Origin of the sequence: Bradyrhizobium algeriense (assembly GCF_003062295.1) — a bacterium.
Lineage (GTDB): Bacteria > Pseudomonadota > Alphaproteobacteria > Rhizobiales > Xanthobacteraceae > Bradyrhizobium > Bradyrhizobium algeriense.
In genome coordinates this window covers 325484-347024 of sequence record NZ_PYCN01000002.1, presented here as the reverse complement: position 1 = coordinate 347024, position 21541 = coordinate 325484, and the positions used below count along the sequence as shown (strand labels likewise).

Genomic DNA, 21541 nt, shown 5'->3' with positions numbered 1-21541 from the left:
TGTCCTGCCGTATCATCGGTCAGGGCACTTTGCGGAAAGCAAAAGGCCGGAGTTTGGTTCCGGCCTTCCGCTACCTGTCGAGGCTGCCCGCATGGCAGCGACCCGATCGCACCGCCGATACTCAGAACAGATTCGAGAACAGCACGTAGAGGCCTGCCGACAGGCAGATCGCGGCCGGCAGCGTCAGCACCCATGCCATCAGCAGGTTGCGGATGGTCGCCATCTGCAGGCCGGAACCGTTGGCTGCCATGGTGCCGGCGACGCCGGATGACAGCACGTGGGTGGTGGAAACCGGCAGGCCGAACACGTCGGCGACGCCGATCGTCGAGGCGGCAACCAGTTCGGCGGACGCGCCTTGCGCATAGGTCAGATGCGATTTGCCGATCTTCTCGCCGACGGTGATGACGATGCGCTTCCAGCCGATCATGGTGCCCAGCCCGAGCGCGATCGCCACCGCGATCTTGACCCAGATCGGGATGAACTTGGTGGCTGAGTCGAGCGAGCCCTTGTAGGCCTTGAGGATGTCGACCTCTTGCTTGTTCAGGTCGTTTTCCTTGTCTTTCATCAGGAAGCGGATCGCTTCCGAAGTCAGGTACATGTCGTTACGGGTGTTGCCGACGGCTTCCGCCGGCACCTTGTTCAGCGAGCCGTACTTCTGGACCTGGTCGCCGACGTCCTTCACCAGCACGGCCAGCGAGGGATAGGTGCCTTCGCTGATCTTGCGGGCGGCGACGTATTGCGTCACCGCGGGCCGCGGGTCGCCGATGATGCTATGGCCGGCGCCCTTGGCGGCGATCATCCTGGAGGCGGCTTCCGAGGTCTTCTGGAACTGCACCACCTGGGATTCCGGCAGGGCACGGTTCAGAGCGTAGGCGGTCGGCACCGTGCCGATCAGGATCAGCATGATCAGGCCCATGCCCTTCTGGCCGTCGTTGGAGCCGTGCGCGAAGCTGACGCCGGTGCAGGTCGCGATCAGGACGCCGCGGATCCACAGCGGCGGCGGCTTGTCGCCTTCGGGTGCGGCATACAGCGCCGGATTGCGGACGACGAACTTCAGCACCAGCAGCAGGATCGCTGCCATGCAGAAGCCGAACAGCGGCGAGAGCAGCAGCGCGTAACCGATCTCGGTCGCCTTGGTCCAGTCGACACCCGAGGTGCCGTCGCGGCCGCGCATCAGCGCGTTGGCAATGCCGACGCCGATGATCGAGCCGATCAGCGTGTGCGAGGAAGATGCCGGCAGGCCGAAATACCAGGTGCCGAGGTTCCAGACGATGGCGGCAATCAGCAGCGCGAACACCATCGCGAAGCCGGCGCTGCTTCCGACCTGGAGGATCAATTCCACCGGCAGCAGCGAGACGATGCCGAAGGCGACCGCGCCGGAGGAGAGCAGCACGCCGAGGAAATTGAAGAAGCCCGACCACATCACGGCGAATTCCGCCGGCAGCGAATGGGTGTAGATCACGGTCGCGACCGCGTTGGCGGTGTCGTGGAAGCCGTTGACGAATTCGAAGCCGAGCGCGATCAGGAGCGCCACGAACAGCAGGATATAGGGCAGGTAGGCGGTGACTCGCATGCCGGTCGCGTCGATGTCGGCGTAGATGCTGTAGGCGACGTACAGCAGCCCGGCGGCGAGGATGCCGCAGAACAGGATCATGGTCAGCGGATTGAAACCCTTGTCGAGGTTCGGCCGCGAGTCCGGCTGGACGGGCGCCGTGTCGCCCATCGATGAATTGAGAGCAACATCGGTCATTCTGACACCCCGCCGAAATAAACTGACTGAGGGAGCATTTTTGACTGAGGGACTTGAAGGTTGGATGACAGGCAGCGATTGGCTCGGCCTGGGGGCAGACGATGCAAGGCGCGTCGGCGCGGGCGAATGCCTTGGCGCCGGATGCTTCTCCTTGGAATCGTTGGGCCATTGGCGAGGCGGTGCCGCGCGATGACGCAGTTCCCGTCCTTATCAATGCGGGTTGAATCAATGCGGATTGAACTATTCCGGTCGCGTGCGGCCGAGGGATTGCGCGCCGCTACCTCTCACCGTTTCCTCTATGCCGTCGCCTCTCGTATGGTCGGCTTCGCGGCGGAAGAGTGGGTCGCGCGCTGCACGGCGCCGGGGCTGAAGTGGACCGCGCAGCGCGTCGACCGTATGGGAGCGTCATGGCGTGACCAGACGTCCCACATTCCCTTGAGAATGCGATTGTGTCTTCTATCAATTAATGGTTGCAGATGGAATTGTCAATTTTTCCCGTTATATTTCACCAGTAATTGCGGCTGCCGGATTGGCGGAATTCAGGCCGCATGTGCTGATTTTCGCAGCACGTCGGCGGCTATTTTGAGGTCCTGGACGAAGCGCCGGTATTCCCGCGCCTTGGCCTCGGCGTCCGGCAATCGCAACAGATAGGACGGGTGCACCGTCACCAGCGCCCTGGTGCCGTCGTCGAGATCGATCGGGCGGCCGCGGTTCTTGTTGATCGGGGTAATTTTCCCGAACACACTTTGCGCTGCGGTAGCGCCCATTGCCACCACCAACTCGGGTTTGATCGCGGCCAGTTCCCGTTCGTACCATTGCCGGCACGCCTTGATCTCCGGCGTATTCGGCTTCTGGTGCAGTCGGATCTTTCCGCGCGGCACGAACTTGAAATGCTTGACCGCATTGGTGACGTAGACCGTGCGGCGGTCGATCCCGGCCTCTTCCAGCGCGCGGTCGAGCATTTGTCCCGCGGGCCCGACGAACGGTTTTCCGGCGAGGTCTTCCTTGTCGCCGGGCTGCTCGCCGACCAGCATGATCCGCGCTGTTTGCCGGCCTTCGCCGAACACGGTCTGCGTCGCATCCTTGTAGAGATGACAGGCGCGGCAATCGGCGGCTTCCTCGCGCAGCATCTCAATATCGTCAGCCTGTTTGCGGGCCATTTCGCTCGCCGTGTCGTTTGCTTTGGGTGGTTTCAGGGAGTTAATCAACGAGGCCTCCGGCAGGTTCCGCCAGCATTTCCGTGGCGTCTCCTTACCCATCGCCTGCACTTTCGGCCGGGCCGGATTGAAAATGCTGGCGTAATAACTCCGCCAGGTTTCCTCCAGCCGATCCGCGGTCGGAGCTTCGCTCTTGGCGACGCCGGGTGTGATCGAGACGGCATGGCCGTCCCAATGCGCGCAGACGTCAGGCGTCAGGATCGACCAGGGCATGTCGGCGAAGCGCCGCGCGAAGAACGGCGCGGCCAGTTCGACGATATGATGCTCCGGCTCGAACCAGGCGACGAAGTGCGATTTGTGCTCGCGGCCGATTTCGCGGAAGCGGACAAAGGCGTGCATCTTGTGCTCGTCGCGGCGCACGGCCTTTGCCATCGCGGCGACCTCGGCCACGTCAAGATCGGTTGCGAGTTCAAGCAGGTCATGATGAATTCGCAACCGACACAGCAGACGGTAGAGCAGGGCAAACCGCTCAGGGTTGCGGTGCAGGACCGCGACTTCAGCCAGTTCAACGAATTTGGCAGGTACGTTGAACGTGCCATGTGGCGGCTCGAGCGGCGCCGCCGCCGGCTCGAACGGTTCGGGCGCATCGCCCGCCACGCGCCAGCTCACATCGGAGGGTTTTACATCGCCCAGTGCCAGTGCGCGGGCGGCTTTCCGCCAGCCATCGAAATCGGTTTCGCTGTCGAGGGTGATGTGGTGCATTTGCTTACTCCACGTACTCAGCTTGGCCGCGTTCCTGTCATCCTTCGAGGCTCGCAAGTGCTCGGCAGCGCCTTTCTTCTCGGGATGCCGCGTGCGGGGTTGGCATCCGCCAGGATTTCCAGCTTACGTTGCACGGCCATCGTTGAATCCCTTTGATTCCATTCATGAATCGCCAAGGCGTCGATCCCGATTGACTCTGCCGGGCTGGTTAGCTTTATATTAGAACATATCATGAACAAATGAGCCAGCCGCGGGTTCACTAGGAAAAAGCGGTAAGGCCAAAATTTCTGAGGAGCGGCGCATGAGCACCGCACGCACAAGCACGCTTGCGAATTTGCGCGGGAGCATCGAGCGGATCGAGACGCATGGCGATGCGCATGACCTCAACAAGGTCGCGCTTGGCCATGCGGCCGCGGATACGACGCTGTGCGGCGGTCTTGCAGTCGCAGCGGTGCATGAAGTGTTCGCCGAGGGCCATCAGAGCGCGGCGGCCACGGGGTTCATCGCTGGCCTCGCGGGAAGAGTGTCGCCGCGCCGGCCGCTGGTCTGGGTGCGGCAGGATTTTTCGGAAATTGAATCCGGCGCGCTGTCGATGAACGGGCTTCGCGAGTTGGGTCTCGATCCGCGGCTGCTCGTGACCGTGCGCGCGCCGGACACCGACGCCGCGTTGCGGACCGCCGCCGACGCGCTGGCCTGCGATGCGCTCGGCGCCGTCGTGCTGGAAGTCTGGGGGCAGGCCCGCCAGCTCGATCTCGTCGCCAGCCGCAAACTCACACTGGCCGCGGCAGCCTCCGGCGTCACCGCATTGCTGCTGCGGATGGCGGCGGAGCCGCGGCCCTCGACGGCGGAGACCCGATGGATCGTGCGCGCGGCGCATTCGCCGCCTTTGGCTCCCTGGCACGCTTGGGGCGCGCCCGTCTTCGACGCGCAGCTGGTTCGTAACCGTCATGGCCCGGTCGGCCGCTGGATCATGGAATGGAAATGTGATGAGTGCCTTTTCAGAGAACCGGCGACGTATCCTCAGCCTGTGGCTGCCACGCCTGCCCATCGACCGCATCAAGCGCAAGCTTTCGGGCAGCGGCGACGCGCTGGATAAAACCCCCAGCGTCGTCGTTGCCAAGCAGCATAACGCCATTCTGATTTATGCGCTTGATGAGTTGGCCGTACACGCCGGCCTCTCGATCGGCCTGCCGCTCGCCAATGCCCGCGCGATCTGCCCTGAACTGACGGTGTTCGACGCCGACGAGGTCGCCGATCGCAAGACGCTCGAAGACATCGCCGACTGGTGCGACCGCTTCACTCCGCTGGTGGCGCTCGATCTGCCGCATGGGCTCTATCTCGACATCACCGGCTGCGCCCATCTGTTCGGCGGCGAGCGTGCGCTGCTGCAGATCGTATGCGGCGCGCTGAGCCGTCGCGGCTTTGCCGTCAGCGCCGCGATCGCGAACACCGCGATCTGCGCCCGGACGCTGACGCGCCAGACTTCCGGAAAGATCGTTGCCGATGGCGAGGAGGCCGAGGCCGTCGGCCCATTGCCGGTATCAGCGCTCGGCGCCGGTGACGCCATCACCGGCGGCCTGCGCCGCGCGGGCCTGAAGACCATCGGCGACGTCGCCTCGCGCGGGCGTCACGAGATCACGGCGCGCTTCGGCGCAGGTTTTACTACGCTGCTGGAACAGGCGCTGGGCGAGGGCGATGCGCCGATCAGTCCCCGCAAACCGCTGCCGGATTACATCGTCGAAAAACGCTTTCCCGAACCGGTCGCCACCGACACCGTGATCGCGATGAACCTGTCCGCGCTCGCTGCCATGCTGGTCACGGCGATGGACAAGCAGGGCAAGGGCGCGCGGCGACTGGAAGCAAGTTTTTTCCGCACCGACGGGGCGGTGCGCACGATCCCGGTCGATACCGGCCGTCCGGTGACAAAAGCTGATATGATCGACCGCCTGTTTCGCGAGCGGCTCGATGCGCTCAACGATCCCCTCGATCCCGGCTTCGGCTTCGATCTCATTCGCCTGTCCGCCAGCCGCACCGAAATCGTGGTGCAGCAGCAGCGCGACCTCGACGCCAACGTGCATGACAATGACGAGCTGGCCGCGCTGATCGACCGCATCGCTGCGCGCATCGGGGGCAAACGCGTGGTCGTGCATCTGCCGCAGGATACCCACATCCCAGAGCGCGCCGTGTTGGCCGTAACAGCGCAGCATCATCTGGCGACGGCTGCGCAGGCCGCCTGGCCCGAGCGCATCGAAAGCGAGCCGCCGCTGCGGCCGTTGCGGCTGTTCGACAGGCCGGAGCCCATCAACGTGCCGTTTGCAACCGTGCCGGACGGCCCGCCGCATCAGTTCACCTGGCGGCGCGTGACGCATGCGGTGGTGCGGGTGGAGGGGCCCGAACGCATCGCCATGGAATGGTGGAAGCAGAACGGCGATGGGCCGACGCGGGATTATTTCCGCATCGAGGATGAAGCGGGGCTTCGTTTCTGGATCTTTCGCGACGGGCTCTATGAAAGCGAACTGGAAGGCGAGCCCGCGCCGGTCAGGTGGTTCGTGCATGGGCTGTTCGCATGAAAAGCTCCTTCGACAATTATGCCGAAATCGGCATCACCACCAATTTCTCGTTCCTGCGCGGCGGCTCCGATCCGCGCGCCTATGTGCATCAGGCCAGCGAACTCGGCATTCCCGCGATCGGGATTGCCGACCACAACACGCTGGCCGGCGTGGTGCGCGCTTACAAGGAACTCGATAATCCCGAGGTCACGCACAAGCCAAAGCTCCTGATCGGCGCGCGCCTCGTCTTTATCGACGGCACGCCCGATATTCTGGTCTATCCGCGCGATCGCGCCGCCTATGGCCGGCTCTGCCAGTTGCTGACCCGCGGCAAGCGCGGCGACGACGTCACGCGGATCGAGAAGGGCGAGTGTCATCTGAGGTTCGATGACCTGCTGAAATTCGCCGAGGGCCAGCTTCTGGTGCTGGCGCTGCCGCACCGCTTCGACGCCGCGAACGCGCAAACAATTCTGGCGCGTCTGAAGAACAGCCGCGCCGACGGTGTCTGGCTTGCCGCGAGCCTGCTTTACCGCGGCGACGACAGGCGGCGTCTTGCGCAGCTACATCGGCTGGCGCTCGCCGCAAAAGTCCCGCTGCTGGCGACCAACGAGGTGCTGTACCACCATCCCGCCCGCCGTCGCTTACAGGACGTGCTCACCTGTATCAGAGAGAAGACCACCATCGACGCGATCGGCAGGCGGCTGGAAGCCAATGCCGAGCGATACCTGAAGCCTCCCTACGAAATGGCGCGGCTGTTTCGCGACCTGCCCGAGGCCATCGCGGAAACCATGCGCTTTGCCAAGCGCATTTCGTTTTCGCTCAACCAGCTCAAATACCAGTATCCGGACGAGCCGGTGCCGCCGGGCAAGACCGCGCAGCAGCATCTGGAGGACCTGACCTGGGCTGGTGTCGACAAATATTTCGGCGGTGAAATCTCCGCCACGCTGCGCGCCACCCTGCGGAAAGAACTCGCGCTGATCGCCGAGCTCAAATACGCGCATTATTTTCTCACCGTGCACGACATCGTCCATTATGCGCGCAGCCAGAACATCCTGTGCCAGGGCAGGGGCTCGGCGGCGAACTCCGCCGTCTGCTACGTGCTCGGCATCACCTCGGTCGATCCGACCAAGGTCGATCTGTTGTTCGAGCGCTTCATCTCCAAGGAGCGACTGGAACCGCCCGACATCGACGTCGATTTCGAACATTCGCGGCGCGAGGAGGTGATGCAATATGTCTACCGCCGCTACGGCCGCCACCGCGCCGCGATCATCGCCACCGTCATCCACTATCGTCCACGCAGCGCGATCCGCGACGTCGGCAAGGCGCTGGGGTTGACGGAGGATGTCACCGCGGCGCTTGCCGATACGGTGTGGGGAAGCTGGGGCAAGGGCCTCAACGAGATGCAGGTCCGCCAGGCCGGGCTGGACCCTGCCAATGCGATGGTCGAACTCGCGGTCGAACTCGCCACCGAGCTGATCGAGTTTCCCCGCCATCTGTCGCAGCATGTCGGCGGCTATGTGCTGACGCAGGACCGGCTCGATACCTATGTGCCGATCGGCAATGCCGCGATGGATGACCGCACCTTCATCGAATGGGACAAGGACGACGTCGACGCGCTCAGCATGATGAAGGTCGACGTGCTGGCGCTGGGCATGCTGACCTGCATCCGCAAATGTTTTGATCTGATTGCCGACCACAAGGGCCAGCGCTGGGAACTCGCGAGCGTCGAGCAGGACGACGAAAAGGTCTACGACATGCTGTGCCGCGGTGAATCGCTCGGCGTATTCCAGGTCGAGAGCCGCGCGCAGATGAACATGCTGCCGCGCCTGAAACCGCGCACTTTCTACGATCTCGTCATTGAAGTGGCGATCGTGCGCCCGGGGCCGATCCAGGGCGACATGGTGCATCCCTATCTGCGGCGGCGAAACGGCCAGGAAAAGGTGAGCTATCCGTCACCATCACCCGACCATGGCCCGGCGGATGAACTGTATCGCGTGCTGCACAAGACGCTCGGCGTGCCCTTGTTTCAGGAACAGGCGATGCGGATCGCAATCGAGGCGGCCAGGTTCACCTCTGAGGAGGCCAATGGCTTGCGCCGTTCGATGGCGACCTTCCGCAACCTCGGCACCATCGGCACGTACGAGACCAAGCTTATCGGCAACATGATCGCGCGCGGCTACGATCCCGAATTCGCCAAAGGCTGTTTCGACCAGATCAAGGGTTTTGGCTCTTACGGCTTTCCGGAAAGCCACGCCGCGAGTTTTGCGCAGCTCGTCTATATCTCGTCATGGCTGAAGTATTATCACCCGGATGCGTTCTGCTGCGGCTTGCTCAATTCGCAGCCGATGGGCTTTTACGCGCCGGCGCAGATCGTCGGCGACGCCCGCACCAACGGCGTCGAGGTACGCGAGATCGATGTGTCCTTTAGTTTTGCGCAGAACACGCTGGAGGAGGGGGAGGGAAAATACTGCGCGGTAAGACTCGGCTTCCGACAAATCGATGGATTTAGCTGGGTTGATGAGGATGAGGAGCGGCTGAAGCAACTTCAACTGTCATTCTCCGATGCGCCCTTGCGCATCGTGGGGGCACGTAGCGCGAATGACAATGTGGGGAAAGAGCGAGACTGGGCCGACCGCATCGTCGCCGCCCGTAAACGCCGTCCCTTCACCTCGCTGGAAGAGTTCGCCCGCGACACCGGCCTGCCAAAACGCGCGCTGATTCTCTTGGCCGATGCTGACGCCTTCCGCTCCATCGGGCTCGACCGCCGCGCGGCATTGTGGGCGGTGCGGCGGCTGCCCGACGACGTGCCGCTGCCGCTGTTCGAAGCCGCGGTCGCGCGCGAGCAGCCCGACGAGAACGCCAAGCCGCTGCCTCTGATGCCGCTGCCCGAGCAGGTGGTCGCCGACTACCAGACGGTGCGGCTGTCGCTAAAGGGCCACCCGATGGAGTTTTTGCGCGAGAGGTTTACGAAAGAACGCGTCGTCGCCTGCAAGGACGTCAACCACAAAAACGACAAGCGCCGTATCCGTTGCGCCGGCGTGGTGCTGGTGCGGCAGCGGCCGGGCAGCGCCAAGGGCGTCGTCTTCATGACGCTGGAGGACGAGACCGGCATCGCCAATATCGTGGTGTGGCCCAAGGTGATGGAGCAGTACCGGAAAGAAGTGATGGGCGCCCGCCTGATTCTGGTCGAGGGCTATATCCAGAGCAGCCCGGAACAGGTGACGCACCTGGTGGCGCAGCGGATGTTCGACCGCTCCCACGACCTGATCGGCCTCGCCAATGATGCGCCGAGCCGCAAGCATCCCGTCCCGGCCGGCCCCGCGCTGATCGAGCCGCTCAACGACGACCGCCGCGATCACGTCGACGCGCCCGCGCAAAAAATCCGCCACCCGCGCGACGTTCGCATCCTGCCGCCGTCACGGGATTTTCATTGAGCCGATTTCTTCTGCTGTGGCCATCGGAGTATAGGAGCGCAAAGCTGACGCTTTCACGATGCACTCGCCCTTTGCGTTCTCGCGGCCGCAGCGGCAAGGATCGCTTCGACGTTCTCGGGCGCAAAAAACTCCGTCGGCGATATCGTCCCGGCGTTCAGACGCGCAAAGCCGTCCATGGCCGCCGGGTTGCCGTGAACCGCTTCAAGAATCCGTTGCAGCTCGGGTGGCGGCGGCTCGAGCGTTGCGAGTTCGCAGGTGAAATCGTACATCGCCCCGACCGCCGCGTCGCGGGTGTGCTGGTACTCGCACATGGCCTCCTCGAATGGCCGTGCGCCCGACAATGATTGGTCGATTGCTCCGGCGCAGAGTTCGGCGTCCCGAAAGGCATCGAGAATTCCCTGCGCGGTTATGAAGTCCCTGTTATAGCCGGCGTCGCCCACGAGAGCCCAGCCGGGGCCGTAAGGCTTGCGGAAATAGTTCGGCACCGCCGCGCCGGCGAACGGCGCTTCGCGCGTGGCGCTGCGCAGCCTTTTGGCAAAGTCCGGCGCCTGTTCGATGGCTTTCAAATAATTGCCCTCGATATCCTTCTTGTTTTCCGCAAACTCTGCGTAAGGCCATCCGGCAATGACGAGCGTCAGATCGTCATGGGTCGGCATTGCTGCAAATGCGCGCCTGTCGCGCACAAAGGTTTCGAAGCGGCCGTCGGTCGGCAGCCCGCGCCAATAGCTGTAGTAACCCGCCAGCAGAGGCGGCTTCTCGCGGTACTGCTCGGGGTGAACCGCCTCGCTCAGCAGGGAGTGCCGGCCGTCGGCCCCGACGACAACATCGGCATATTCCGTGACACTGCCGCCTTGCTTCGACCGGCCCTTGATGCCGACGACGCGCTCTCCTTCGATCATGATTTCCTCGACGACAAAACCCTGACGGATCTCCGCGCGGGATTCGGCAGCGGCGTCGACCAGCAGTTTGTCGAGGATGGTCCGCCGCGGGCAGTAGGCCACGGGATCCTTGTTCGTGCCGGGCGCGCCGGCAATGGTGAACGCGCGGAAGTCGAAGGAGTAGGTATGGATCGGCGGGCACCCGGTCGCCACCAGCCGGTCGAGCAGCCCCCATCGCGATAGCGCATTCACCGCAGGGGGATGCACGAGATGCGTTGACACGGTGTCGCTCGGGAAAGAAGCGCGGTCGACCGCCAGCACCCGGTATCCCTTGCGCGCCAGCAACATCGCGGTCGGCGAACCGGCGCAGCGCGCGCCCACGACGATCACGTCGAATGCCTTGCCCATCGAAACCTCCTTGCAAGTTTTTCCGAGCCGGTTCATGGCAGCCAGGCTGACTGATCGCGGCGGTCGAGGCCCACAATCGATTAGCGAGAAACCGAAGCCGCAACTTTGCCGAAACTCCGTGGTTCTTTGCAGGCTGTAGGGTCCACGTTCGGGAGCCAAGGAAATGGATGCCCTATCGGAAGCCCTGGCGTCGGTGCACATGACGGGCGCCATCTTCTACCACGCGGAGTGCACAGCCCCCTGGGGGTTCCGGGTGCCGCACCTGCAAAACGTCGCCCACGTCCTTGCTCCCGGAACCGAGCGCCTGGTCAGCTATCATTTGGTCACAGACGGGAAGGCGGTCGTGCGCTTCCCGGGCGAAGACGACATCGCCGTCGCTGCGGGCGATATCCTGATCATCCCCCACGGCGATGCCCACACCGTTTCGAACGGCTCGCCATCGACCTACCTCGACAGCGGAGCTTCGATCGGTGAGTTCTTGGTCGGCCATCTGACCACGATGCGATTGGGCGGCGGAGGCGAGGCAACAAGGTTTGTCTGCGGCTATTTCGGCTGCGAACGTCATGCCGATCGACTTTTCCTTGCCGGGCTGCCGCTGATGATCAAGATCAACCTGCGCGGAGACCCAGCCGGCGAATGGCTGGAGAGTTCGGTTCGCCATCTGGTCTCCCAGGCTGGATCGGAGCGACCGGGACAGGCGGTCCTGCTCTCCAAGATGGCGGAGGCGCTCTTCATCGAAACTATTCGGCGCTACATGGAGGCGTTGCCGCCGGAACAGACCGGCTGGCTCGCGGGTGCGCGGGATCCGGTCGTCGGCGGTGCACTGGCGCTGCTGCACCGAAAACCCTGTCGTCATTGGACCGTGGAGCAACTTGCCGCCGAGACCGGCGTTTCGCGCTCGGTGCTTGCCGAGAGGTTCTCCCGGTTTCTTGGCGAGCCGCCGCTGACCTATCTTGCGCGCTGGCGATTGCAACTCGCTGCCAGGATGCTGCAAACCACCCGGGAGGCGGTGATACAGGTGGCCTCCGAGGTAGGCTACGACTCTGAGGCGGCGTTCAACCGGGCGTTCAAGCGCGAGTTCGGCGTTCCGCCAGGAGAATTCAGGGGCCAATTCAGGCGATCGTGCGCCCGATCGGATCTGGTTGGAGGTAACGGGCCAACTCGCATCCCCTCGGACGCGGCGTGAGAGCAATCAAAAGGTATCCCTGTGGTGTATGCCTTTTCCCACGATCCCCGATCAACTGGTTCCGATCTACCAGTAGATCAATCCCCCTTTCGTCTTTCCGACTCCGCTTCCGGCAAATGCTGCTGCGAGCCTTTGCTTTTCGGCGCAATGTGCAGCCAGGGTCTCGTATAGCCTTGCCTCCATGAAGTGGGTGTGTTCGCCGCTGGTGGACGCTGCATCGGCGGTCGCAGATATCAGCGCACTGATTTGGCGTATCAGCAGATCGTCTGTCGATGGCTGCATAACCTTCTCCTTCGATCGCGGTCCGACAAGATCACTCCTGATTTCGGTTCACTGCAAGTCGGCAAATCACAGGAACCGCAGATGCCGGCTGCGACAGATTGCGCGCGCTTCATCTGGCTTCAGCGAGAAACCTGCGCATCCCCCGTAGTCGAGCCTGGCAGTGTTTTCGGTAGAGCAGGCAATATTCCCGGTAAAATATTTCGATGAGGTTCCACATGATCGATTCCATGTCTAATCAAAGGATCATGGTACGACGACATTGTTTCGGGATTTCTTCTTGGTCCGAGAAAATGGCTTCGCGCAAGGCGCGGAATATTTCATGCATTCGCGAGCGGCGAAACATCCTCACGGTGCGGTGACTGCTATGTATCGTGCGTGAGATTGCTCCTCGCGGCGGACGAGCACCCGTCACGCAACCATGCGACGTAAAGTTTTTTCGGGCAACCGCGATGGCACTACGGCGCCGCGTTCTTTCTCAACGCATCTGCCGCGGAAACATTCACGGCCGTAACGGCGCTGATCGCACCATGACTAGCCGCGGCATCAGGCGACACGCTGACGATCGCCGTTTGGGTCCGGTACTGCGGCAGATGATTTTCGAGCGCGTAGAACACGCACAGCGCGAGGCTCGACCAGACCGCCAGGCTGAAATAGAGCGACATCCAGGCAATCTCGTCCTTCCACTCGGCCAGGTCGTGCGTCACCACCCAGCGCGTGCTGACGTCACGCAGGCCCTCGCGGGGCGTCAGGCGCTTGTCACCATCGGCATCGCCGGTGCGCCAGCGGTTCAAGTACATCGGGACGTCGATCGTCATCAGAAACGCCAGGAAGCCCGCAATGCCTGCGATGGCTATGGTAAGCATCACGCGAACCGCGCCGTGGAATTCCGGCAGCAGGCGGCAAAGACCTGCACCGATGATAAAGAACGCAACCGCCCACAGCGAATTTTCAATGGCGTTGCCGAGATAATTCCTGGTCAGCACCGCATACCATGAGAGGCATTCCGCGATCAGGATCAGAGGTACGATCACCCATGCGGCATTCACGGTCGTTTCCGCCCCGGTCATCGTGCCGAGTTGGTGCAGGAGCATCGCCCATTGCACCACAAAACAGATCTCGGCCACGGTCGCCACCGTCCGTCCGACCAGAACGCTCGACCACCAGGTGTCGAACAGGCAGATCCGTTGAACATCGGCGCGCGGCAGAAACGACCTGAAGGCGCAGCCAAAAACATAGGCCGCACAGAACAGCAGCATGGCCCCGATGCCGGACGTGCTGCCGACAGCGCCAGTCGGCAAGACGGGAAGCTCGCGATACAGCACGAACCAGACGGCGATATTGACGCCGCTCACCAGGGTCAGAAGCCCCCACCACCAGGACACGGGATTCGACCAGGTCAGGGAACCCGACCGTGCCTGCCATTCCAAACTCATTCGTCGCTCCGCCGTAATCGAACTGACATCTGACTGTAATAATACAGTCATACGTCGAGGCCAATCACGAGTATGTCGGCAGGAGGGGATGGAGGTGGCGGGTGTGCCGACGGTCGACGTCGGCCGCCGGTCCGATCTCTGAAAAATGACTCACTTTTCATCATGGCCGGGCATAGCCGTCCGGAAGGACGGCGTCGCTGCCGCTAGCCTATGCCCGGCCATCCACGTCTTTTCTGGTTAGAGCAAGACGTGGATGCCCGGCACAAGGCCGGGCATGACGGACGGAGCAAGGGCCCGAGGGCCTCATTTCATTGGCCGCTCTTTCGAGTCAGACTCTCAGGACAGGAATTTCACGCCGTAGGTCTTGCCCCGGCGCCAGACCACTTCGCACGACTGGCGCGTCGTATGTTCGGGCACCAGCGCCAATTCAAAGCTGTCTCTGACATCAAGCGCAGTATCGGTCGCGATCTTGGCGCCGCCCGGCGAGACGTCCAGGACGAAGCATTCAAGCTTCGTGATCCCGTTGTCGATCGTCATCCATGTCGGCCGTTTGCGCAGCTCGCGCCGCGGTTCGCGCTGCACCTTTGTCCTTTGTTCGTCGACAATCATCCTGCCCATCCGTCGTTGGACCCAGTCGTCTGGGTCTTCGAAACAGGCCGCCAGAATGAAGGTAACTTCGTAAAGTTCCCTTAGTTTATCGTTTCAAATTTACCGGTTTGCTTCGCGAGTTGTAAATCGATCTCTCTCTCTCTCTCTCTCTCTCTCTCTCAACCCTGCCATATGCCTCAGAAATTTACGCGGTTCGAGATCGCGCCGTCGACGACGAGGTTCGAACCGGTCGTGAAGGAGGAGGCCGGGCTCGCCAGGAACACGGCGGCATTGGCGATCTCCTGCGGCGTTGCCATGCGGCCGGTCGGGTTGCGCGCCAGCGCATCCTGGTAGCGCTTCGGCATGTTCTGCTCGACCATGTTCCAGATGCCGCCCCTGAAATAAACGGTGCCCGGCGACACCACGTTGACGCGAATTTTCTTGCCCGCGTATTGCCGCGCCAGTCCCTTGGCCATGTGGATCAGTGCCGCCTTGATCGGGCCGTAGGAGCTGGCGCTATCTGCCTGCGCCGCCGAGATCGATGAAATGATGATGAAGGCCGCGTCACCGGTCTTCTCGCCGCTGGCTTCGAGCGAGGGACGCGCGGCCTCGAACGCGTTGACGGCGCCGAGCACGTCGAGCCGAAAGTTCTGCTCCCATGAAGCGGGATCGCCGCCTTGCGCCATGGCCCCGGCATTGGAAAACAGCATGTCGACGCTGCCCAGCTGCCGTGCAACATCGGCGATCCACGACTTCAATGCGGCGGCGTCGGTGATATCGACGGACGCGCCGGTCGCCTTCACGCCCATCGCCTGCAGTTCGGCAACGCTGCCGGCGACCTGATCGGCGTTGCGGGCGCACACCGCGACGCCTGCGCCTTCGCCCGCCAGCGTATCCGCAATCGCCCGCCCGATGCCGCGCGTGCCGCCGAGCACGACGGCATTTCTGCCCTTCAAACCCAAGTCCATTCTGTTTTTCCTTATGTGATTCCGCCGCATTGTAGCGGCCAAGTTGACCCGGGAGAAAGCTCAAATCGCTTTACCCGGATTGCGCTTCGCGTGCGCCGGGCTACGTTGCGTGGGATGTTAAGAAGGACGTTAGGGAAGAGACACGCTTATGCAAAGCCCCAGAGAAATCCTCCGCGATATCTGGACCTCTGCCGGCGGCGAAGCTTCCGCGCTCGACGCGCTCACGCTGACCGGCGATGAGCCGCAACTGCCGTCGTCGTTTCGCGTCGCTGCCGCCGCACAGGTCAGCGTCGCCGCGACCGGGCTGGCGGCGGCCGAGATCTGGAAAATGCGCAGCGGCGAGGCGCAAGGCACGGCGGTCGATATGCGTCATGCCGTGGTCGAATGCCGGAGCGAACGTTATCTGCGCGTCGACGGCAATCCGCCGCCACCGGCCTGGGATGCGATCGCCGGTGTCTACAAAACCCGCGACAATGGCTTCGTGCGCCTGCACACCAATTTTCCCCATCATCGCGACGCGGTCTGCAAGGTGCTGCACTGCAAGCCGGAGCGTGACGCGGTTCAGGCCGCGCTGATGCAATGGGACGGCGAAGCGTTCGAGACCGCCGCCTATGCCGGCGGCGGCGTCGTCGCCTTCATGCGCTCCCATGACGAATGGTCGGCGACGCCGCACGCCAAGGCGCTTGCCGGATTGCCGCTGATCTCGATCACGAAAATCGGCGAGGCTGCGCCGAAGCCGTGGCCCAAAGGCGATCGTCCGCTCGCGGGGCTTCGCGTGCTCGACCTGTCGCGCGTGATCGCGGGCCCGGTGGCGGGCCGGACGCTCGCCGCGCATGGCGCCGATGTGCTGCTGATCTCCGGCCCAGAGCTACCGGCCATTCCGTGGCTCACCATCGACACCGGCCGCGGCAAGCTGACGAGTTTTGTCGAACTCAAGAACGAGCAGGGGCGCGGCGTGCTGCGCGACCTGTTGGCTGCGGCGGATATTTTTTCGCAAGGCTACCGGCCGCGCGCGATCGCAGGTCTCGGCTTCTCGCCGGAGGACGCCGCGCGCATCAATCCCGGCATCATTTATGTCACGCTGTCGGCCTACGGTGCCGCAGGTCCCTGGGCCGGGCGGCGCGGCTTCGACTCGCTGGTGCAGACCGCGACCGGATTCAACCATGCCGAGGGGCAGGCCGCCGGTATCGATGGACCGAAGGAATTGCCCGCGCAGATGCTCGACCATGCCACCGGCTACTTCATGGCGTTCGGCGCCATGATGGCCAAAGCGCGCCAAGCGCGTGAAGGCGGAAGCTGGCACGTCCAGGTGTCGCTGGCGCAGACCGGCCGCTGGCTGTGGAATCTCGGCCGGGTCGCCGGCGGTCTTGCGACCGAAGACCTGAAGGGGGAGGCGGTGAGGCCTTTCGTCGAGGAAGCCGGTTCGGGCTTCGGCGTGCTGCGATCGGTCAGGCATTCGGCGGTCCTGTCGAAAACCCCGGCGTTCTGGACGCGCCCGGCCATGCCGCTCGGTAGCCATCCGCCGCAATGGCCGCCACGCCAATAGGGATTCGATGGGCGTTCGACCCAGCCTCTCCAAACTTTAACGTCGACCGCTAACGCATTTTCACTTTTGGGGTTGTGTGAAACGCCAATTGGGCCCTATTAGCGCGAGGTGAGGCAAATTGTCGCGGAGCTTCAGGTCGCATGTTTATAGAATTCTACAAGCGATTGCAAATGGTTAACCCCCGGCGATGGGCCGTGGCGGCAGCGCTTTTGGCGCTGGCCGGCGGGGCCGTTTACGGCGCCACCTACATCGGCGGCGCCAAGCGCGGGCATTCGGAAGTCTCGAGCCAGTCCCGCAAGGGATTGCAGCGCTACACGCCGAGCGCCGCCGAGTGGGCCAGCCTGACCATTCAGCCCGTCACCGAACGCGGCTTCCGCGCCGAACACGTCACTGAAGGCAAGATCGCGATCGATGAAGATCGCTCGACGCCGGTGTTCTCGCCCTATGCAGGCCGCGTCACCAAGCTGCTGGCCAAGCCGGGAGATAGCGTCGTCAAGGGCCAGCCGCTGTTCGTGATCGAGGCCGCCGACAACGTTCAGGCGCAAAACGATTTCATCGCCGCGATGGCCGCCATGAACAAGGCGAAGTCCGCGCTCGATCTGGCGCAATTGCAGGGAACGCGCGCCAAGGACCTGTTCGAGGGCAAGGCCGTTCCGCTGAAAGAATACCAGCAGAGCCAGGCGACCCTGATCCAGGCCGAAAACGACATGCGTTCGTCGCAGACGGCGATGGAGGCGGCGCGCAACAAATTACGCATTTTCGGCCTCACCGATGAGGACATCGCGACCTTCCAGGAAAAGCGTCATATCAATCCCGAGACCACCATCTTCGCGCCGATCGCCGGCACCGTGGTCCAGCGCAAGGTCGGCCCCGGCCAGTATGTCAACGCCGGCGCCAGCGACCCCGTCTATGTGATCGGCGATCTCTCCACCGTCTGGATGACGGCCTTCGTCCGCGAGAGCGATTGCGCGAGCGTCGCGATTGGGCAGGAGGTGACGTTCAACGTGCTGGCGCTGCCCGGCCGTCCGCTGTCGGCGCGGCTCAACTATGTCGCCACCGCCATCGATCCGGCGACGCGCCGGCTGCTGGTCCGCGCCACCATCGACAACAAGGACTTCGTGCTGAAGCCGGAAATGTTCGCCAACGTCACGATCTATTCGGCGGGCGACCGTCCGGCGGTCGGCGTGCCGAAGCAGGCGTTGATCTATGAGGGCGATCAGGTGCGGATCTGGGTCGCGCATCCGGACAAGACGATTGAATTGCGTCAGGTCAAGCCCGGCCTCACCAATGGCGATCTCGTCGAGGTGGTCGGCAACCTGAAACCCGGCGAGCAGATCGTCACCAAGGGTGCGCTGTTCATCGACCGCGCCGCGTCCGGCAGCTGACCTCCTCATTGAAAGCTCCGGTCTGAATGCATCGCCTGGTCGCCCTAGCCGTCAGCCGCCGCTATTTGATGGTCGGCATGTTCGTCGCCGTGCTGGTCGGCGGCCTGATCGCGTTCAAGCAGCTCAACATCGAGGCCTATCCCGATCCGACCCCGCCGATGGTCGACATCGTGACGCAAAGTCCGGGCCTGTCGTCGGAAGAGATCGAACGCTACATCACGATACCGATCGAGACCCAGGTTGCCGGCATCAAGAACCTGCGCACCATCCGCACCATCTCGCTGTACGGATTGTCCGACGTCAAACTCCAGTTCTCGTTCGATTACACCTATGAAGAGGCGCTGCAGCAGGTGTTGAACCGGCTGTCGCAGCTTGCGCCGTTGCCGGGCAATGCGCAGCCGACCATCTCGCCGCTCAGTCCGACCGGCGAGATTTTTCGTTACCGCCTGAAAGGCCCGCCGAACTACAGCGTGCTCGATCTCAAGACGCTGCAGGACTGGGTGTTGCAGCGCCGTTTCCGCGCGGTGCCCGGCGTTGTCGACGTCACCGGCTGGGGCGGCAAGACCAAGACCTACGAGCTGCAGGTCGATTTCAACAGACTGGTCGCCAACGGGCTTATGTTGCCGCAGGTGCTGCAGGCCGTTTCCAACGCCAACATCAATGTCGGCGGCAACACCATCAACATCGGCGCGCAATCCGCCGTGGTGCGCGGCGTCGGCCTGATCCGCTCGATCGACGACCTCAACAACACCATGGTGTCGCAGTCGGGCGGCAATCCGGTGCTGGTCCGCGACATCGCGCATGTCACGATCGGCGAAAAGCCGCGGCTCGGCATTGCCGGCCTCGACCAGGATGATGACATCGTGCAGGGTATCGTGCTGATGCGCCGCGGTGAGCAGAGTTCGCCGACCATCGCCCGGGTCGAAAAGCTGGTTCACGAGATCAATCATTCCTCGATCCTGCCGCCCGGCGTGAAGATCGAGCGGGTCTATGACCGCAAGGACCTGATCGACATCACCACGCATACGGTGCTGCACAACATGGTGGTCGGGATCATCCTGATCGTGCTGCTGCAGTGGATCTTCCTCGGCGATCTCCGCAGCGCGCTGATCGTCGGCGCGACGATCCCGTTCGCGCTGTTCTTCGCCGTCATCATTCTCGTCCTGCGCGGCGAATCCGCCAATCTGCTGTCGGTAGGCGCGATCGATTTCGGCCTGATCGTCGACGCCACCGTGATCATGGTGGAGGCGATCTTCCGCAGGTTTACTCAAACTACCGCGCTCTCCGCGGCCGAGCAGAGCCACATCTCCTTCGACGCCACGATGGGAATGAAGAGCCACGCCATCCTGTCGGCTGCTGCCGACGTGTCGCGCTCGATCTTCTTCGCCGCCGCCATCATCATCGCCGCCTTCCTGCCGCTGTTCACGCTGAGCGGCGTCGAAGGCAACATCTTCGGCCCGATGGCGCGGACCTATGCCTATGCGCTGGCGGGCGGCCTGCTGGCGACCTTTACCGTGACGCCGGCGCTGAGCGCGATCATCCTGCCCTCGCATCTGGAAGAGGCCGAAACCTGGGTCGTGAAAAAGCTCGACCGGCTTTATGTGCCGGTGCTGAAATGGGCGGTCGCGAACCGCAAGGTCGTCATGACCGGTGCTGCGGGTCTCGTGGTGCTGACCATCGTGTTCGCGCGGCTGCTGGGACTGGAATTCCTGCCGAAGCTGGAAGAAGGCAATCTGTGGATCCGCGCCACGCTGCCGCCGACCATTTCGCTGCAGGAGGGCAACGCCTACGTCAACGAGATGCGCAGGATGATCCGCAGCCGACCCGAAGTGGAATCGGTGGTGTCGCAGCACGGACGCCCCGACGACGGCACCGACGCCGCCGGCCTCTTCAACGCCGAATTCTTCGCGCCGTTGAAGCCCAACAGCGAATGGCCCGGCACCCGCGACAAGGATGAACTGACCGCGCAATTGCTGGGGCAGTTGCAGGACAAATTCCCGGGCGTCGAATTCAACTTCTCGCAATATCTGCAGGACAACGTCTCGGAGGCCGTCTCAGGCGTGAAGGGCGAGAACTCGATCAAGCTGTACGGCAACGATCTGCAGGCGCTGACCGATACCGCCAACAAGATCAAATCCGTACTCGGCACCGTGCAGGGTGTCACCGACCTCGCGGTGTTCACCTCGCTGGGCCAGCCGACCATTCAGATCGATATCGACCGTGCGCGTGCGGCGCGCTACGGCCTGTCACCCGGCGATATCAACGCCACCATCAAGGTCGCGGTCGGCGGCGACAGCGCAGGCGATCTCTACGAGCCCGGCAGCGACCGGCATTTCCCGATCATCGTTCGGCTTGCCCCGGAATACCGCAAGAGCGCCGAAGCTATCCATAACCTGCGGATCGGCGTGGCAGGGCAGGGCGGCGCGATCACCCAGATCCCGCTCAGCGAGGTCGCCTCGATCAACCTGATCTCGGGCGCCGCCTACATCTACCGCGAGCAGCAGGAACGCTATCTGCCGATCAAGTTCTCGGTGCGCAACCGCGACCTCGGCAGCGCGATCCAGGAGGCGCAGGAAAAGGTCGCAGCTCAAGTCCAGCTGCCGCCGGGCTCGCGGGTCGAATGGGTCGGCGAGTTCGGCAATCTGCAGGACGCCATCAAGCGGCTGTCGATCGTGGTGCCGATCAGCCTCGCGCTGATCGGGGTGCTGCTGTTCTTCAATTTCGGCTCCATCGTCGACACCCTGCTGGCCATGAGCGTGATCCCGATGGCGATCTTCGGCGGCGTGCTCGGTCTGTTGATCACGGGCATCCCCTTCAGCGTGTCGGCCGCGATCGGATTCATCGCGCTGTTCGGCATTGCCGTGATGGACGGCATCATCATCCTGTCGCAGTACAACCAGCTCATCGACGAAGGCTATGAGCGGATGCGCGCGGTGATCCGCGCCGGCGAACTGCAACTGCGGCCGGTGCTGATGACCTGCGTGGTGGCGGGTGTCGGGCTGTTGCCGGCGGCGCTCTCGGAGGGGATCGGTTCGCAGGTGCAAAAGCCGCTGGCGATCGTGGTCGTCACCGGCATGATGCTGGCGCCGATCGTGATCCTGGTGACGCTGCCGGTGCTGATCTCGGTATTTTCGCGCCGGGCGAGGTAGATGCGTTGTGGGCACATGCCCATGTTTCCTGCCCACTCGGTTTGTGGTTGACGCAATCCGGTGGCC

At 63.2% G+C, this 21541-nt stretch carries 14 protein-coding genes; 7 read left to right on the top strand and 7 right to left on the bottom strand.

What is annotated here, in order from left to right; all coding sequences use genetic code 11:
* Nucleotides 1-121: 121 nt before the first annotated feature.
* Both C7G61_RS05790 and C7G61_RS05785 read right to left on the bottom strand, forming a co-directional pair.
* Nucleotides 122-1750: an inorganic phosphate transporter gene (locus tag C7G61_RS05790; RefSeq protein ID WP_108513129.1), complete on the bottom strand. Its 1629-nt coding sequence runs from the start codon at nucleotides 1748-1750 to the stop codon at nucleotides 122-124.
* 539 nt (nucleotides 1751-2289) lie between these two features.
* Nucleotides 2290-3669: a UdgX family uracil-DNA binding protein gene (locus tag C7G61_RS05785; protein ID WP_108513128.1), complete on the bottom strand. Its 1380-nt coding sequence runs from the start codon at nucleotides 3667-3669 to the stop codon at nucleotides 2290-2292.
* 301 nt (nucleotides 3670-3970) lie between these two features.
* Between C7G61_RS05785 and C7G61_RS05780 the strand changes: the two genes are divergently transcribed.
* Genes C7G61_RS05780 through C7G61_RS05770 form a run of 3 tightly spaced genes read left to right on the top strand, consistent with a single transcriptional unit; the run spans nucleotide 3971 to nucleotide 9652 of the window.
* Nucleotides 3971-4765 (top strand): ImuA family protein, encoded by a 795-nt coding sequence (locus tag C7G61_RS05780; protein ID WP_108513127.1) that lies wholly within the window; start codon nucleotides 3971-3973, stop codon nucleotides 4763-4765.
* The gene (locus tag C7G61_RS05775) at nucleotides 4656-6239 is read left to right on the top strand and encodes a Y-family DNA polymerase (RefSeq protein ID WP_108513126.1); all 1584 of its coding nucleotides are present in this window, start codon (nucleotides 4656-4658) and stop codon (nucleotides 6237-6239) included. Before C7G61_RS05780 ends, C7G61_RS05775 begins: the two co-directional genes overlap by 110 nt.
* Entirely contained in the window at nucleotides 6236-9652 is a 3417-nt protein-coding gene (locus tag C7G61_RS05770) for an error-prone DNA polymerase (protein WP_108513125.1), read from the top strand. Before C7G61_RS05775 ends, C7G61_RS05770 begins: the two co-directional genes overlap by 4 nt.
* A gap of 53 nt (nucleotides 9653-9705) precedes the next feature.
* Here the strand turns inward: C7G61_RS05770 and C7G61_RS05765 are convergent, their stop codons facing one another.
* Nucleotides 9706-10938: an NAD(P)/FAD-dependent oxidoreductase gene (locus C7G61_RS05765; RefSeq protein ID WP_108513124.1), complete on the bottom strand. Its 1233-nt coding sequence runs from the start codon at nucleotides 10936-10938 to the stop codon at nucleotides 9706-9708.
* 163 nt (nucleotides 10939-11101) lie between these two features.
* Here C7G61_RS05765 and C7G61_RS05760 point away from each other — a divergent pair, with 163 nt between their 5' ends.
* Nucleotides 11102-12124, top strand: a complete 1023-nt coding sequence (locus tag C7G61_RS05760; protein WP_108513123.1) for an AraC family transcriptional regulator — start codon at nucleotides 11102-11104, stop codon at nucleotides 12122-12124.
* A 66-nt stretch (nucleotides 12125-12190) separates the two neighbouring features.
* On the opposite strand, the gene C7G61_RS05755 is transcribed toward C7G61_RS05760, so the two are convergent.
* The 4 genes from C7G61_RS05755 to C7G61_RS05740 all read right to left on the bottom strand — a co-directional run bounded on the left by C7G61_RS05755 (nucleotide 12191) and on the right by C7G61_RS05740 (nucleotide 15395).
* Nucleotides 12191-12406 carry a hypothetical protein gene (locus C7G61_RS05755; RefSeq protein WP_108513122.1) on the bottom strand — a complete coding sequence of 72 codons (216 nt, stop codon included), beginning with the start codon at nucleotides 12404-12406 and terminating at the stop codon, nucleotides 12191-12193.
* Between the two features lie 455 nt (nucleotides 12407-12861).
* On the bottom strand, nucleotides 12862-13839 hold the full coding sequence (locus tag C7G61_RS05750) for a hypothetical protein (RefSeq protein ID WP_244608138.1): 978 nt from the start codon (nucleotides 13837-13839) through the stop codon (nucleotides 12862-12864).
* Between the two features lie 336 nt (nucleotides 13840-14175).
* Nucleotides 14176-14421, bottom strand: coding sequence for a PilZ domain-containing protein (locus tag C7G61_RS05745; RefSeq protein WP_190241681.1), 246 nt, complete (start codon nucleotides 14419-14421; stop codon nucleotides 14176-14178).
* 203 nt (nucleotides 14422-14624) lie between these two features.
* Nucleotides 14625-15395: an SDR family NAD(P)-dependent oxidoreductase gene (locus C7G61_RS05740; RefSeq protein WP_108513120.1), complete on the bottom strand. Its 771-nt coding sequence runs from the start codon at nucleotides 15393-15395 to the stop codon at nucleotides 14625-14627.
* Nucleotides 15396-15543: 148 nt separating this feature from the next.
* Between C7G61_RS05740 and C7G61_RS05735 the strand changes: the two genes are divergently transcribed.
* From C7G61_RS05735 to C7G61_RS05725, 3 genes are all read left to right on the top strand, one after another.
* Nucleotides 15544-16941: a CoA transferase gene (locus tag C7G61_RS05735; RefSeq protein WP_108513119.1), complete on the top strand. Its 1398-nt coding sequence runs from the start codon at nucleotides 15544-15546 to the stop codon at nucleotides 16939-16941.
* A 140-nt stretch (nucleotides 16942-17081) separates the two neighbouring features.
* A complete protein-coding gene (locus C7G61_RS05730) occupies nucleotides 17082-18326 on the top strand; it encodes an efflux RND transporter periplasmic adaptor subunit (RefSeq protein WP_108513118.1) in 1245 nt (414 codons plus the stop codon).
* Nucleotides 18327-18352: 26 nt separating this feature from the next.
* Entirely contained in the window at nucleotides 18353-21475 is a 3123-nt protein-coding gene (locus C7G61_RS05725) for an efflux RND transporter permease subunit (RefSeq protein WP_108513117.1), read from the top strand.
* The last annotated feature ends 66 nt before the right edge of the window (nucleotides 21476-21541 follow it).

What these genes read in the sequence shown, in the direction of transcription:
- C7G61_RS05765 (WP_108513124.1), bottom strand. Translation starts at nt 10,938, where the DNA reads ATGGGCAAGGCATTCGACGTGATCGTCGTGGGCGCGCGCTGCGCCGGT.
- C7G61_RS05770 (WP_108513125.1), top strand. Translation starts at nt 6,236, where the DNA reads ATGAAAAGCTCCTTCGACAATTATGCCGAAATCGGCATCACCACCAAT.
- C7G61_RS05790 (WP_108513129.1), bottom strand. Translation starts at nt 1,750, where the DNA reads ATGACCGATGTTGCTCTCAATTCATCGATGGGCGACACGGCGCCCGTC.
- C7G61_RS05780 (WP_108513127.1), top strand. Translation starts at nt 3,971, where the DNA reads ATGAGCACCGCACGCACAAGCACGCTTGCGAATTTGCGCGGGAGCATC.
- C7G61_RS05760 (WP_108513123.1), top strand. Translation starts at nt 11,102, where the DNA reads ATGGATGCCCTATCGGAAGCCCTGGCGTCGGTGCACATGACGGGCGCC.
- C7G61_RS05750 (WP_244608138.1), bottom strand. Translation starts at nt 13,839, where the DNA reads ATGAGTTTGGAATGGCAGGCACGGTCGGGTTCCCTGACCTGGTCGAAT.
- C7G61_RS05755 (WP_108513122.1), bottom strand. Translation starts at nt 12,406, where the DNA reads ATGCAGCCATCGACAGACGATCTGCTGATACGCCAAATCAGTGCGCTG.
- C7G61_RS05735 (WP_108513119.1), top strand. Translation starts at nt 15,544, where the DNA reads ATGCAAAGCCCCAGAGAAATCCTCCGCGATATCTGGACCTCTGCCGGC.
- C7G61_RS05725 (WP_108513117.1), top strand. Translation starts at nt 18,353, where the DNA reads ATGCATCGCCTGGTCGCCCTAGCCGTCAGCCGCCGCTATTTGATGGTC.
- C7G61_RS05730 (WP_108513118.1), top strand. Translation starts at nt 17,082, where the DNA reads ATGTTTATAGAATTCTACAAGCGATTGCAAATGGTTAACCCCCGGCGA.
- C7G61_RS05740 (WP_108513120.1), bottom strand. Translation starts at nt 15,395, where the DNA reads ATGGACTTGGGTTTGAAGGGCAGAAATGCCGTCGTGCTCGGCGGCACG.
- C7G61_RS05785 (WP_108513128.1), bottom strand. Translation starts at nt 3,669, where the DNA reads ATGCACCACATCACCCTCGACAGCGAAACCGATTTCGATGGCTGGCGG.
- C7G61_RS05775 (WP_108513126.1), top strand. Translation starts at nt 4,656, where the DNA reads ATGAGTGCCTTTTCAGAGAACCGGCGACGTATCCTCAGCCTGTGGCTG.